Source organism: Aquaticitalea lipolytica, assembly GCF_014641635.1.
In the GTDB taxonomy this organism is placed as follows: domain Bacteria; phylum Bacteroidota; class Bacteroidia; order Flavobacteriales; family Flavobacteriaceae; genus Aquaticitalea; species Aquaticitalea lipolytica.
The window spans coordinates 1,372,679-1,387,584 of record NZ_BMIC01000001.1; the positions used below are offsets into that span (position 1 = coordinate 1,372,679).

Consider the following 14,906-nt stretch of genomic DNA (forward strand, 5'->3'; position numbering starts at 1 on the left):
TATGATAACCAAACTCAATCTTGAAGACATATTGTTTTTGGACATAGAAACAGTTCCAGAAACACAACATTTTTCTGATTTAGATAGAACCAAACAAGATCTTTGGGAGCACAAATCACAATACCAACGTAAGGAAGATATAACTGCCGAAGAGTTTTATGAACGTGCAGGAATTTGGGCAGAGTTTGGTAAAATTGTTTGTATTTCGGTTGGTTATTTTAATATTCAAGGTGATATAAGAACCTTTAGAGTCACCTCTTTTCATGGTGAAGAAATTAAAATTTTAAAAGATTTTAAAAACTTATTATTGTCTCATTTTAGTCAGGCAAAACATTTGCTGTGTGCTCATAATGGTAAGGAATTTGACTTCCCTTATATAGCAAGACGTATGATTATTAATAATATTGAATTGCCTTACAAACTCAATTTATTTGGCAAAAAACCATGGGAAGTACCTCATCTAGATACTTTAGAGCTGTGGAAGTTTGGCGACTATAAAACTTATACCTCTTTAAAGCTTTTAACCAACGTTTTAGGAATACCTTCTCCTAAAGATGATATTGATGGTAGTGAGGTTTGTAAAGTGTTTTATGAAGATAATGATATTGATAGGATTGTTACTTACTGTGAAAAAGATACAATAGCTGTCGCACAGATCTTTTTAAGATTACGAGGTGATGCGATACTACACGACAGTGAAATTATTCATATATAATTTTTGCAAAAAGGATTAAAGCATTTGTTTGAGCTCTTTTGGTTTTTAACCAGAAAGCGAGTGCTGAAAGCCTGTTTTATAGCAATGCTATAAATTTGCCAAATAATAAAAACAAAAAAGTCCAGACATTACATCTGGACTTTTCAAATTTAAAATAACTATATTATTGCTTAATAAAGCGCTTGGTAAACGTTTCTCCGTCAGCAATGAAACGAACTTGATAAACAGCAGACTCTAGTTTGCTAACATCTATAGTTTCGTTAATAACTTTGCCTTTGGCAACTATTTGACCAATTCCGTTGTATATCTCATAATTTACATCTCTGAAATTAGAAACTACATTAAGTATATTCCCTCTAACTGGGTTAGGATATAGTTTTATATCTGATATAGCATTAGAGACCTCTGTTTCTTCTCCTCTAGCTGAACTTTGAATACAGAAAGTTGTTGCTTGAGATGAACCAAAACTGCCGCCTGAAACTATTGTTCCTAATGAACCTGTTAATGTATAAGAACCACTTCCATATGAACAACATATACCATCTCCATAACTATCTGTGATAGTAAAAGTATAATCACCAGGAGCTAAGCCTGAGAATGTTCTTGTAACTGTTGATCCATCAGGATTTGCAGTTGAATATGAAGCTGAATCTATTGTTGTACCTGACGCATTTCTAAGTGTCCAAGCAGTTTCTTCAGGATAGTTATCAAAAGTAATACTTAATGATACGTTTCCAGTGTTACAAGTTGGTGGAGGTGTAGAACCATCTACTAAACTCACATCATCTATTGCAATATCTGCTTGCCATGTACTTCCAACATTTCTGTTAAAACGTAATTGTATAGATCCTCCTGCGTAAGCTGATAAATTGACACTTGCAGATTGCCAAGCATTACCTTTATTACCAGACTCGTTCCAAATGCTTGTCCAAGTCGCACCATTATCTGTACTAACTTCTAATGCAATCGTTCCCATATCAGAAGCGCCATACATATGGTACATAAAATTAAACGTTGGGCTGCTTAAAGCACTTAAATTAAAGCAAGGTGAATTTAAAATTGCGCGCTTACTCGGATAATTAGGACTAGATGCTTCAACATAAACATAATAACTACCTTGTGATGCACTTGATGGTCCTGTATTACTAGATGGTGTTCCATTAGCATCAACAGTCCAATCAATGTCATCTGCTGTTGACTGCGTCCAAGCTCCTAAAGTATTTTCAAATCCTTCACTATAAGGGAAAGACGAAATTCCTCCAGAACATCCACTTGAAGGTTGAGTAACAATAACTGTTCTCGTAACCTGTGTAGCTGCATTACCTGCTGCATCACTTACATTATAGTTAACTAAATATGTTCCTGCTGCAGATGTGTTTACTGTTCCTGTAATAACGATGTTAGCAGTTATGTTTCCATCAACATTATCAGTTGCTGTTGCGCCTTGTTCTGTATAAGTATCTCCAACATTTAAATTTATTGTTGATGCACCATTTAAAGTAATAACTGGTGGTGTTGTATCTGGTGGTGTAAGTGTTGTAACATTAACCGTATTACTTGCACTTGAAACGTTACCTGCTGCGTCTTTTGCTCTTACACTAAAGCTATAAGCTGTACTTGGTGTAAGTCCTGTAACTTGACGTGTTGTTCCTGTTACAGTTGCAATTATTGTTGCACCTTGATAAACATCGTATCCTGTTACGCCTACATTGTCTGTTGAAGCATTCCAAGATAAATTTGTTGACGTTTGAGTTGTTCCACTAGCAACTAAATTTGTTGGTGCAGTAGGTGCTGTTGTGTCTGGTGGTGCTAAAGTTGTTACATTAACCGTATTACTTGCACTTGAAACATTACCTGCAGCATCTTTAGCTCTTACACTAAAACTGTAAGCTGTACTTGGTGTTAATCCTGTTACACTTCGTGTTGTTCCTGTTACAGTTGCAATTACAGTTGTTCCTTGATAAACATCGTATCCTGTTACTCCTACATTGTCTGTTGAAGCATTCCAAGATAAATTTGTTGACGTTTGAGTTGTTCCACTAGCAACAAGACTTGTTGGTGCAGATGGAGGTGTAGTATCGGGTCCTGAAGCCTGAATAACAACTGTATAATCTTCAACTTCACCATAAGTAAACGATTCACAAGATGTAGGTATACCATTATATTTCATAGAAACACGCATTCTAGTTGAGTTTTCAACAGCACTTGCAGGTATTGTAAAACTTCCACTAACTGGTGTTGCATTTGTAGCTGCTTGTGTCCATACTTGTTCACCTGCATCTGCAAAATCACCATCTCTATTATAATCAATCCAAACGGAATACCCTTCATTATAAACTGTTCCAGTCCAAGTTGGAGTTACAGTAATTGTATATTGAGTTCCTTTAGTTAATGTCGTAGATATGTTTGTAAAGTTCGAGTAAAATTGTGCTCCAGAAGCATTGTTAATAGTATTTAATTGAACTCTGCTAATGTATTCGTCGTTAACATTTGTGCTAGCAGAGGTACAATAGTTTAATTGAACATCTGTAGTTGTAAATGTAATTGGACTACTATAAGCCGAATTGCTTCCACCACTACACTTACTTCTTACTTGAGCTTGGTATTGAGTTAAAGTGCTCAATCCTGTTAAGTTTGTAGAAACTCCAGCAACAGCAACTGTTGTCCAAGTTGATGATCCTACTACTCTGTATTGTAAATCGTAAGTTGCTCCAGGTACTGAATTCCAGCTTAATGTTGCTGAACTCGATGCTACATTTGAAGCAGCTAAACCTGTTGGCACAGTTGCATTACATACAACCGTTCCAGCTATTGTAAAGTTTGTATTAGAAATGTCAAAGAAAATATGATTAGACCCTTTAACCATAATTCTATTTTGATTACCTTGATTATTTGGTACAGTAATTACATGAGACCCATCATTAGGTGTATTTGTTGCTAGCGTAATTGGATAGGTATTACCTCCATCAGTAGACAGAAAAATATCTACGTTAGCTGCATTAACACCATTCCCTGTAGTTCCTGCTACACTCCAAGTTACTGTTTGAGAAGTTCCTGCATTCCAAGTAACATTTGTGTTAGGTGAGTTTACAACAAAAGGTCCAGCTGTTCCATTTACAGTTACAACCATATCATCACTATTGTTTGCTGCTCCACCTGCTTTATTATCTCTAACAGTCATTCTAAAAGTCATAGACCTAGCAACATTTGGCACTGCTTCCCATTGCCATGAAGTCGAACCCGCTTTAATAGTTTCAAGTCTAGGAAAATAACGCTTCGTATCTGTTGTTGGACTAAATGATCTAAACGCTGGGCCAGAAGTAGCAGTTACACTTGGGTTTGTCGTTGATGACGTTCCTGTATTATACTGTTCCCAGCAATATGTAAGTACGTCCCCTGAGTTAGCATCAGTTCCTGAACCATTTAGTACAAATGGAGTTCCTTTTGGAATTGTATAATCACTACCTGCATTAGCTGTAGGAACTGCATTACCTGTATTAATATTAGTTTGACAACTTTTAGATTTTATATAATTAGTAATCTGTTCTATTGTTCTTGCATGAAAATAAGGGTCACTATGCGCTTGCACATCTGTTGAGCCTGTAATCCCTGCATAACCCATAATTGTTGAACCACTTCCTGGTTCCATTTGTGCGCCTGTACCACCTTCATTACTAAATGTGAATGTGTGATTACCACCAAATTGATGTCCCATTTCGTGAGCAACATAATCTATATCAAAATTATCTCCAGTAGGAACTGTGTGTGAAGTCCAACCACTTCCTTTTTGATTGTTTGTACAAACACAACCTATACAGCCAGCGTTACCATTATTTTGTAGGTTAGCAAATAAATGACCAATATCATAATTTGCTTCTCCAATTACACTTGTTAAAGTAGATTGTAATTGGCTATTATAGCCTGAAGTATTATTCCCATAAGGATCACTACTAGTACTTGTATAAATAACACTATCTGTATTACCTACTAAAACCATTGTAGCATTAAAATCATTTTCAAAAACACCATTTACACGAGTCATAGTTGCATTAATTGCCGCTAAAGCAAGTGCTTTTGTACCACCATGATATGCAGTATATTCTCCAGTTGCTGATACAGCTAATCTGTATCGACGAAGTATTCCGTCATCTGCATTTCTTAATGTACTTGCATCACCATCTATGTTTTTACTCATTGAGTCAGTAACTAAACACTCAAAATCATCAGGTGTAGCAACTTTATCAGCTCTTTTATAAACAACATACTGTGATAAATCGTTAGTATATGCCTCAATGAAAGTTGCTGATTGGTTAGCTGATAATCTCATACTTTGAAACCCAAGAGGAGAAACACTAAAACGAATCACAGCAGATGGATCATCTATACCTTGACCAGCATAAGATTTAATCTCAGGAAATCGAGCCTCAAGTTCTGGAGACATATTAGATGCTTCAACTATTCTATAACGTTCCATTTTCCCTTCAGAATTTGGAAACGATAAAATAACACTAGAAACTCTAGAAACATTCTCTCTCTTTGGCGCTTGAATAAGTGCTTGTTTAAAAGCATTCATATTAAGGCTAAACACTTGAGATTTTGGTAAGTTAGCTTTGTCAGCTTTAACTTTAGAACTGCTAGCTAATGATTGCTTTTGCCAAAAGTTGTCCTTTTGCGAAAAAGCCAGAGTAGCACTCATAAACATGATAATACATAATAGTTTTTTTGTCATAATCTGATTTTTAAATTATTATTATTTTTTTGAGGGAATTTATCCGAATTTAGAAAAATTTTTAAAAATTTTGTTGTGTTATTATTAAAAATAATAGCTTTTTTTAACTATTTATTAACAATACGGTTTTACCGTAACACTATTGAAGAAAATGACTACATTTACTTATTATTATGACACAAAAAAAACTGCTTGATGTAAATAATTTATCAATTTCGTTTCAATCTGATGGAATTGACAAAGAGATTATTCATCATATTTCATATACACTTAATAAAAATGAAATATTAGGAATTGTAGGTGAATCTGGTTCAGGAAAATCAGTATCTACTTTGGCAATTTTAGGATTACTCCCAAAGCAAATTTCTAAAATTACTAGCGGAAGCATCCTTTTTAATGAAAAAGACTTAACACAGTTAAATACTAAAGATTTTCAAAACATAAGAGGGAGTGAAATTTCAATGATTTTTCAAGAACCAATGAGTTCATTAAACCCATCAATGAAATGTGGCCAGCAAGTTGAAGAAATATTATTACAACATACCAATTTATCAAAGTCTGAAGCCAAAACAGAAACCCTTTCTCTTTTTGAAAAAGTGAAATTGCCTTCACCTCAACGTATTTACAATGCATATCCGCATGAAATTTCTGGAGGGCAAAAACAGCGTGTTATGATTGCTATGGCTATAGCTTGTAAACCAAAAATTTTAATTGCTGATGAGCCTACAACAGCATTAGATGTAACTGTACAAAAAGAAATTATTCTATTGCTTAAACAACTTCAATCTGAAGAAGAAATGAGTATTATTTTTATTTCTCATGATTTAGCATTAGTCTCAGAAATTGCTAATAGAGTATTGGTAATGTATAAAGGTGATATTGTAGAGCAAGGTGAAGTTTTAAAAATTTTTAAGACTCCAGAGCATATATATACTAAGGCCTTATTAAGTTCTAAACCTTCATTAAGTGTGCGTTTAAAACGTTTACCTACTATTAAGGATTTTATGGAAAACATCACAAAATCTGATATTATAACCAAAAAGGAACGTGAAAATTCTCACTCAAAACTATATGCAAAAACACCTCTATTAGAAGTAATAAATCTTGAAAAAGAATACATTTCAAAATCTGGATGGTTTGGTAAACCAGAATCGTTTATGGCTGTCAATAATATTAGCTTTAAGTTATATGAAGGTGAAACTCTTGGGCTAGTAGGAGAATCTGGTTGTGGAAAATCTACATTAGCAAACGCAATTTTACAATTAGATAAAGCAACTTCTGGGCAGATATTATATAGAGGGATAGATATTAATAAGCTTCCATCTTCTGAAGTAAGAAAATTAAGAAAAGATATTCAAATAATATTTCAAGATCCTTATGCGTCTTTAAACCCTAGGATTCCTGTAGGGAAAGCTATAATGGAGCCTATGAAAGTACATCATATAGGAGAATCTAATGAGGAGCGAAAAACTATGGTTTTAGATTTACTTCAAAAAGTAGGTTTAGATGAAAGTTTTTTTAGTAGATATCCTCATGAGTTTTCTGGTGGTCAACGCCAAAGAATAGGCATTGCTAGAGCTATTGCTCTGCAGCCAAAACTTATTATATGTGATGAGTCGGTTTCAGCTTTAGATATTTCAGTACAAGCTCAAGTATTAAATTTATTGAATGATTTAAAAGACAATTTTGAGTTTACTTATATCTTTATTTCACACGATTTATCTGTAGTGAAATATATGTCTGACCAATTAGTTGTAATGAACAAAGGGAAAATTGAAGAAATTGCAGATGCTGATAAAATATACAACAATCCAGTACAAGAGTACACTAAAAAATTAATTCATGCTATACCTAAAGGGTTATAGCATGAATATTTTTTTAGTTAAGGTTAAAATGTTTTTTAACAATTTAAATGTTTTTTGAAAACCAGCTAAAAACTTATTTTCAAAAAAAGTAGGTTTTGGTAGATTTGGGGCTGTGTTCATAAGTTAAAATTTACGATAGATTTGGGGCAAATCATAAATCAAGTTTATGGTTAATTTGGGTAAATTTTCATAAGTCAAATTTAGGATAGATTTGGGGCTCTCTTAAATTAGGTTTATGGTAAATTTGGTTGTTTCGATTTGGTTTTGTAAATATGGAACAAATTTTTGATTTATCAGTTTAAATACATTATTAATCGATGAAATACATTAAATTTTAACATTTAACATTCATTTTAGATAATTTTCCTACAAATTTAATTAAATAAGAAAAACTATAATAACAAAAAAACCACTTAAAAAGTGGTCTTCATTATGCTCAATATGTTATAAAATTAGATACTCATTTCTGGTATATCTCCTTCAATTATTAATTTACCTTCGGTTGCTTTAATTATATCTTCAACAGAAATTCCAGGGGCTCGTTCTACTAATTTAAATCCATCTTTTGTAACTTCTAAAACAGCCAAATTTGTAACAATCTTTTTTACACATGCTACACCAGTTAAAGGTAAGCTACACTTTTTTAACAATTTAGACTCTCCTTCTCTGTTAGTGTGCATCATAGCAACAATTATATTTTCAGCACTTGCTACTAAATCCATTGCGCCTCCCATACCTTTTACCATTTTTCCTGGTATTTTCCAATTAGCAATATCTCCAGATTCTGAAACCTCCATTGCTCCAAGTATAGTTAAATCGACATGCTTACCACGAATCATTGAAAAACTCATTGAAGAATCAAAAAAGCTTGCTCCTGGCAATGTTGTAATAGTTTGCTTTCCTGCATTAATTATATCTGCATCTTCATCTCCTTCAAACGGAAAAGGTCCCATGCCTAAAACACCATTCTCACTTTGAAATTCAACTTCTATATCGTTTCTAACATAATTTGCAACTAAAGTAGGTATACCAATACCTAGGTTAACATAGTAACCATCTTTAACTTCTTTTGCTATACGTTTTGCTATTCCTGTTTTATCTAACATAATTAAGACTTTTTTCTAACAGTTCGTTGTTCGATTCTCTTTTCATATACTTCTCCTTGAAAAATACGTTGTATAAATATTCCTGGAATGTGTATTTGGTTTGGGTCTAACGTGCCTGCTGGCACTAACTCTTCAACCTCAGCAACTGTAATTTTTGCTGCTCCACACATTGCTGGATTAAAATTTCTTGCTGTGCCTTTAAAAATAAGGTTACCAGCTTCATCACCTTTCCAAGCTTTTACGAAGGCAAAATCTGCTTCAAAAGCTTTTTCTAAAACATACATTTTACCATTAAACTCTCTTGTTTCTTTTCCTTCAGCGACTTCTGTGCCAAATCCTGCTGGTGTATAAAATGCTGGAAAACCTGATTGTGCTGCTCTACAACGTTCTACTAATGTTCCTTGAGGCACAAGTTCTACATCTAGCTCACCACTTAACATTTGACGTTCAAACTCATCATTCTCTCCAACATACGACGAAATCATTTTTTTTATTTGATGCTTATGTAATAGCAATCCTAATCCAAAATCATCAACTCCTGCATTATTAGAAATACATGTTAACCCTTTAACACCAGTTTTTACTAAATGAGCTATTGCGTTTTCAGGAATACCACAGAGTCCAAAACCTCCCAACATAAGTGTCATGTTATCTGTAACCCCATGCATAGCTTCGTTTATATTAGCTACTTTTTTATTAATCATGTTATGCCTTTTTTGAATTTGAAAAATACAAAATAAAAAAGCCAATCTAAAATGTTAAACAAATTTTAGATTGGCTTTTTAAACAATTTATATACAATTAGTATTAGAAATCTAATTCATCAATTATTCCTCCTTCAGTATCGGAAGTTGGTCCTTCAATTGGTGCACCACAATTAACTCGTATTGAAAGGTTTTGAGGTCTCTCAAAATCGGCTTTTGATACATCTAAAGTTTTATCGTCATAACAGCTTTTCATATATAATCCCCAAATAGGTAATGCCATAGATGCTCCTTGTCCATATGCTGTGTTTCTAAAATGTGCAGCTCTATCATCGGCTCCAACCCAAACTCCAGTTACCAAATTAGGAACCATACCCATAAACCAACCATCACTATTATTTTGTGTTGTTCCTGTTTTACCTGCAATTGGATTAGTAAACTCATAAGGATAACCTGTAATTATTTCTTTATAAACTACATTCCATTGGTCAGCTCCTTTTGTTCTTAATCGTGCTCCCGAACCATCTTCGGTTACTCCTTGCATTAGGTTTGTGGTAACATAAGCAACCTCCTCACTCAAAACATCTTTCGTTTTAGGTGTAAATTGATATAAAACTGTTCCGTTTTTATCTTCAATACGCGTTACTAAAACAGGCTCATTATAAACGCCTTTGTTTGCAAACGTTGCATAAGCAGCAACCATTTCGTAAACACTTAAATCTGGTGTGCCTAGCGCGATTGCTGGCACAGCAGGTATATCAGACTCTACACCAAGCTTCTTAGCCATATCAACTACTGGTTGAGGGCCAACTTGATCCATTAATCTTGCCGTTATTGTATTTGTAGAATTAGCTAATGCGTTTTTTAAGGTTTTAAATCCACCATATTTAAAATCTGAATTTTCTGGACTCCAAGCTTCAGGGTTTCCAAATTTACCAGCTTCGATAGTTACTTTAGTATTTGGGAAAGTATCACAAGGCGATAAGTGTAATTGGTCTATAGCTGTTGCATAAACAAATGGTTTAAATGTTGAACCTACTTGTCGCTTACCTTGCTTAACATGGTCATATTGAAAATGTTTCATATTTATACCTCCAACCCAAGCTTTAACATGACCGGTTTGTGGATCCATTGACATCATTCCTGTATGTAGGAATGATTTATAATAACGCATAGAATCCATTGGCTTCATTATGGTATCTATTTCGCCCTTCCAAGAAAACACTGTCATTGCTGTTGGTTTATTAAATGAGGCTATAATTTCACTTTCAGATTTCCCGTTAGCTTTCATTATTCTCCATCTTTCTGATTGACGCATTCCTCTATTTAATATCGATGTGATTTCATCTGGTTTTAAATCTAAAAAAGGAGCTGTTTTATTTCTTTCTGGTGTATTTTGATTAAAAAATTCAGCTTGAAGTCTTGGCATGTGTTTTTCAACGGCATCCTCGGCATATTTTTGCATACGAGAATCTATAGTTGTATACACTTTTAAACCATCATTATATAAATTGTATTTTGAACCATCTGGCTTTGGGTTTTCATCAATCCACTTTTTCATAAAGTCTGTAAGATAGGCTCTAAAATAGGTTGCTGTTCCTTCACGATGAGATTCTGGAGAATAGTTTAGTTCTAGTTCTAACTTTTGAATAGAATCTCTAACTTCTTCAGTTATGAAATCATATTTTTCCATTTGACTCAAGACAACATTACGTCTGTTTCTTGTTCCTACAGGATTTCGATGAGGTCTTGGGTTGTACAATGATGGATTTTTTAACATTCCAACAATCATTGCAGATTCTTTTACGTCTAAATCTTTTGGCTCTTTTCCAAAATAAATTCTAGCAGCACTTCGTATTCCGTCAGCATTATTATTAAAATCGACAATGTTTAAATACATTGCTATAATTTCATCTTTGGTATATTGTCGTTCTAAACGTATGGCAATAATCCACTCTTTTGCTTTTTGAAGTACTCTTTCAATTATGTTTTTAGAGCCTTCACCATGAAACAGGTTTTTTGCTAACTGTTGAGATATTGTACTAGCACCTCCACCACTTCCAAGCTTAAAAATAGCTCTTAATGTTCCTCTTGCATCAATACCTGAATGATCACGAAAACGAGCATCTTCAGTAGCTATTAATGCATCTACTAAATTTTGAGGTAATTCACTATAATCAACTGGAGTTCTATTGTCGTTTAAATAAAACTTTCCTAAAGTTTTATCGTCAGAAGAAATAATTTCGGTTGCTAAATTAGTTTTAGGGTTTTCTAAAACCGTATGGTCTGGCATCTCACCAAATAAGCCAAAAGACGCCAATAAAAATATTAAAACTATAAATAGAATTCCTCCTATAAATAGTTTCCAAAACCAACGTATGTACTTAGAAAAATCTTCTACTGCAGTTTTTTTTGTTGCCATAATATAATACTAATCAATTTTTTGCAGGCTCAATTCTAAAGCCTATATCTGTAACACCCTCTAGTTCGTCAATTCCTTCAACATCTCCGTTTTTTCTCATTGCATGTTGAATATTTACTTTATATTCTCCTGTTTCTTTAAAAATAACAGACTCTTTATACCATAGTTTATTCTCTTTTACATCTGCAAAACCAGTACCTAATAATTCTCCATTAGGTTTTGCCATTTCATACTCTAAAGTGTCTTTAATAACTTTTCCGTTAGGAAAATTCATGTCAACAATTAAAAATAAATTTCTGTATTTATAAGCACTTGTATTTCTAATATTGACAAACAAATTATATGCTTTAGTTGAATCTGGTGGTGTTATATTAAACGAAATAATTGAATCTTTATTCCATTGATTTGGCACAGTTTTATATTCATCAAACACTTGATTAGAGTCGCAAGAGCTCAATACAATACCTGCAATTAAAACAATCCAATAACCTTTACTTGGCATTATTCTTTTGAGATTTATGTTGTTGAGGGTTATTTCCCTTTTTTTTGTTTCTATTATTTCTACGTTTATTTTTACGTTTTGGACTATCAAAACGAGTTAAACTGTCTTGACCAACAACGTTTTCGAAGTCTGCTTTAGTATCTTCAACAAGCTCTGAAGCATATTCTTCTAAACTGGCAATTTTTTGTTTTTTCTTATTAAGCTCAATTATTTCTCTGGCTTGAGCAGTAGTTAATTTGTGCCAGTTCATCCACTCTCCTTCATAAGCAAACCACATAAACCCTTTAAAAATATCGGTTTTTTGACACACTGCTGTTCCTTTTTCAGTATAAAGTTTTGTGTCTGTTTTTGGGAATTCTTTTAAAGCGTCTAAATAAGCATCTAACTCGTAATTTAAACAGCACTTTAGCTTACCACATTGCCCTGCAAGTTTTAATGGGTTTAAAGATAATTGCTGATATCTAGCTGCAGATGTACTTACAGATCTAAAATCTGTTAACCATGTTGAGCAACATAATTCACGTCCACATGAACCAATACCACCAAGTCTAGAAGCCTCTTGACGAAAGCCAACTTGTTTCATTTCAATACGTGTGCGAAATTCTTTAGCAAACAATTTAATAAGCTCTCTAAAGTCTACGCGTTCTTCTGCTGTATAATAAAAGGTTGCTTTACTTGCATCACCTTGATATTCGATATCAGAAATTTTCATTTGCAATTTTAAATCTATTGCAAATTGTCGAGCCTTAACTTTCATAGGCTCTTCTTTATCTCTAGCTTCAGACCAAATATCTATATCCTTTTGAGATGCTTTACGATAAATTTTTAGAACATTCTCTTCGTCATCAATATTAACTTTTTTACGCTTCATTTGAATTCTAACTAATTCTCCTGTAAGCGTTACCATACCAATATCATGACCAGATTGAGCTTGAGTAGCTACAATGTCTCCTATACTTAATGTTAAGTTTTCGGTATTTTTATAATATTCTTTTCTTCCGTTTTTAAAACGAACTTCAACTCCAATAAAAGGCTCTTCTCCTTGAGGAAGCGACATATTGGCCAACCAATCAAAAACTGTTAACTTATTACAGCTATCTGTGCCACAAGTTCCATTGTTTTTGCATCCTTTTGGTTGACCATCTTTTCCAGTTGAGCAACTGTTACAACTCATACTATGTATGTTATATAAAATTCGTTATTCTCATAACGAATGATGATTAATACTGAATTTTAAAATGTAAAGATAAGATTATTTATCGAGCAAAAAATAGATAACAACAATCTGCTTTTTCTAAAAAGAATAAATTTATAATTACTTGATTATTAATATAATAAAATAAATTGCTATTTTTATTATGCTATTAATCAGATACATTGTCTAAAGTAATTGTATCTATATCTAATAAACAAGCGATGTATTAGTCTAACACTTTAAAACTTCTATTTTATGAAATTAAAAATTACTTTACTCATTTACATTCTTTCTTTTGTTACAAATAATTATGACGTATTTGCTCAAGAGGTTAATTTTTCGCCTATTGGTGATGAATATCAATTTAATAGAAGCAAGACTCCTTGTCTTACTGATTCACAGCGAGAGGTTATTAAGGCTGAATTAATAAACAATGTAAGACAATTACAACAAGAAAATAGATTAGCACCTATTTCGTTAAGAGGTGCTCATCCTCTTTTTATCTGGCCTGTTCAAAAAGCTGCTGGAGTAACTTATAACGATGTGTGGTCTATTTCTAACTATGTTGACCATAATTCTGCTTATCCAAACCAATTACAAGACTATAACTGTGGTACCAAAACTTACGATACTAGTTCTGGTTATAATCATCAAGGTATAGACATTTTTACATGGCCTTTTACTTGGAAAATGGTTGATGATAATAGTGTTGAAATAATTGCAGCTGCACCTGGTCAAATAATTGCTAAAGGTGATGGGCAATTTGATAGAAGCTGTGGTTTTAATAACAATCCATGGAATGCTGTATACGTAAGGCATGGTGATGGAAGTGTTGCTTGGTATGGACATATGAAAAACGGTTCATTAACCACAAAAAATGTTGGTGACTTTGTTAATTTAGGAGAATATTTAGGCATAGTTGGGAGTTCTGGAAACTCAACTGGGCCACATCTGCATTTTGAGGTTTACCAAAATGATACCTATACAAATTTAATTGATCCATACACAGGAGCATGTAATAGTTTAAATGTTGACACTTGGTGGCAAACACAAAAACCATATACAAATCCTAATATTAATGCTGTATTAACACATTCTGCTCCTCCTGTTTTTCCTACATGTCCAAATAGTGAAACAACTAATACAAGCAACACTTTTGATGCCTCAGCAACAATTTACTTTGCAATTTACATGAGGGATCAGGCTAACGGAACAAGTATTAACTTAAAAATTATAAGACCTGATAATTCTGTTTTATATAATTGGAATTATAACTTCACAGCAAATTATGCTGCTTCTTATTGGTATTGGTACTATTCTGGAGTATATAATATGAATGGTCAATGGAAATGGGAAGCAACTTATAATGGACAAACAATTACACATACATTTAATGTTTCAGGAGCATTAGGAATTGATGATGAAGATTTTAATACAACTTCCGTTTATCCTAATCCATTCAATGATGCAGTAACAATTTCTTCTAATAGTTTTATAAAAAAAGCCACTGTTGTAGATATACTTGGCAAAACTGTAAAAACAATTGAAAGCCAATCTGAAAATATTACAGAGGTAAACCTAGAAACAGTTTCTAATGGACTCTACTTTTTAACTTTAGAAAGTGATACAGGTCAGAAAAAAACAATTAAGCTTATAAAAGATTGACAA

At 33.1% G+C, this 14,906-nt stretch carries 9 protein-coding genes; 3 read left to right on the forward strand and 6 right to left on the reverse strand.

Going from position 1 to position 14,906, the window contains the following annotated elements:
• Position 1: 1 nt before the first annotated feature.
• The gene (locus IEW41_RS06400; RefSeq protein WP_188605465.1) at positions 2-715 is read left to right on the forward strand and encodes a 3'-5' exonuclease; all 714 of its coding nucleotides are present in this window, start codon (positions 2-4) and stop codon (positions 713-715) included.
• Between the two features lie 163 nt (positions 716-878).
• Here IEW41_RS06400 and IEW41_RS06405 read toward each other — a convergent pair whose 3' ends face one another.
• Entirely contained in the window at positions 879-5,444 is a 4,566-nt protein-coding gene (locus IEW41_RS06405; RefSeq protein WP_229660182.1) for a reprolysin-like metallopeptidase, read from the reverse strand.
• A 173-nt stretch (positions 5,445-5,617) separates the two neighbouring features.
• Between IEW41_RS06405 and IEW41_RS06410 the strand changes: the two genes are divergently transcribed.
• Complete coding sequence (locus IEW41_RS06410) at positions 5,618-7,309, forward strand: ABC transporter ATP-binding protein (RefSeq protein WP_188605466.1); 1,692 nt, start codon at positions 5,618-5,620, stop codon at positions 7,307-7,309.
• Positions 7,310-7,761: 452 nt separating this feature from the next.
• On the opposite strand, the gene IEW41_RS06415 is transcribed toward IEW41_RS06410, so the two are convergent.
• From IEW41_RS06415 to IEW41_RS06435, 5 genes are all read right to left on the reverse strand, one after another.
• Positions 7,762-8,415, reverse strand: a complete 654-nt coding sequence (locus tag IEW41_RS06415; protein WP_188605467.1) for a 3-oxoacid CoA-transferase subunit B — start codon at positions 8,413-8,415, stop codon at positions 7,762-7,764.
• A gap of 2 nt (positions 8,416-8,417) precedes the next feature.
• Complete coding sequence (locus IEW41_RS06420; RefSeq protein ID WP_188605468.1) at positions 8,418-9,119, reverse strand: CoA transferase subunit A; 702 nt, start codon at positions 9,117-9,119, stop codon at positions 8,418-8,420.
• Between the two features lie 103 nt (positions 9,120-9,222).
• The gene (locus IEW41_RS06425) at positions 9,223-11,541 is read right to left on the reverse strand and encodes a transglycosylase domain-containing protein (RefSeq protein ID WP_188605469.1); all 2,319 of its coding nucleotides are present in this window, start codon (positions 11,539-11,541) and stop codon (positions 9,223-9,225) included.
• 13 nt (positions 11,542-11,554) lie between these two features.
• Entirely contained in the window at positions 11,555-12,043 is a 489-nt protein-coding gene (locus IEW41_RS06430) for a gliding motility lipoprotein GldH (protein WP_188605470.1), read from the reverse strand.
• A complete protein-coding gene (locus IEW41_RS06435) occupies positions 12,033-13,217 on the reverse strand; it encodes a PSP1 domain-containing protein (RefSeq protein WP_188605471.1) in 1,185 nt (394 codons plus the stop codon). The genes IEW41_RS06430 and IEW41_RS06435 overlap by 11 nt, the downstream gene beginning before the upstream one ends.
• Positions 13,218-13,493: 276 nt before the next feature.
• On the opposite strand from IEW41_RS06435, the gene IEW41_RS14630 reads away from it, so the two are divergent.
• Positions 13,494-14,903: a peptidoglycan DD-metalloendopeptidase family protein gene (locus IEW41_RS14630; protein ID WP_188605472.1), complete on the forward strand. Its 1,410-nt coding sequence runs from the start codon at positions 13,494-13,496 to the stop codon at positions 14,901-14,903.
• Positions 14,904-14,906: the final 3 nt, after the last annotated feature.

Coding starts and splice junctions, on each gene's coding strand:
- IEW41_RS06400 (WP_188605465.1), top strand. CDS start 2: ATGATAACCAAACTCAATCTTGAAGACATATTGTTTTTGGACATAGAA.
- IEW41_RS06405 (WP_229660182.1), bottom strand. CDS start 5,444: ATGACAAAAAAACTATTATGTATTATCATGTTTATGAGTGCTACTCTG.
- IEW41_RS06410 (WP_188605466.1), top strand. CDS start 5,618: ATGACACAAAAAAAACTGCTTGATGTAAATAATTTATCAATTTCGTTT.
- IEW41_RS06415 (WP_188605467.1), bottom strand. CDS start 8,415: ATGTTAGATAAAACAGGAATAGCAAAACGTATAGCAAAAGAAGTTAAA.
- IEW41_RS06420 (WP_188605468.1), bottom strand. CDS start 9,119: ATGATTAATAAAAAAGTAGCTAATATAAACGAAGCTATGCATGGGGTT.
- IEW41_RS06425 (WP_188605469.1), bottom strand. CDS start 11,541: ATGGCAACAAAAAAAACTGCAGTAGAAGATTTTTCTAAGTACATACGT.
- IEW41_RS06430 (WP_188605470.1), bottom strand. CDS start 12,043: ATGCCAAGTAAAGGTTATTGGATTGTTTTAATTGCAGGTATTGTATTG.
- IEW41_RS06435 (WP_188605471.1), bottom strand. CDS start 13,217: ATGAGTTGTAACAGTTGCTCAACTGGAAAAGATGGTCAACCAAAAGGA.
- IEW41_RS14630 (WP_188605472.1), top strand. CDS start 13,494: ATGAAATTAAAAATTACTTTACTCATTTACATTCTTTCTTTTGTTACA.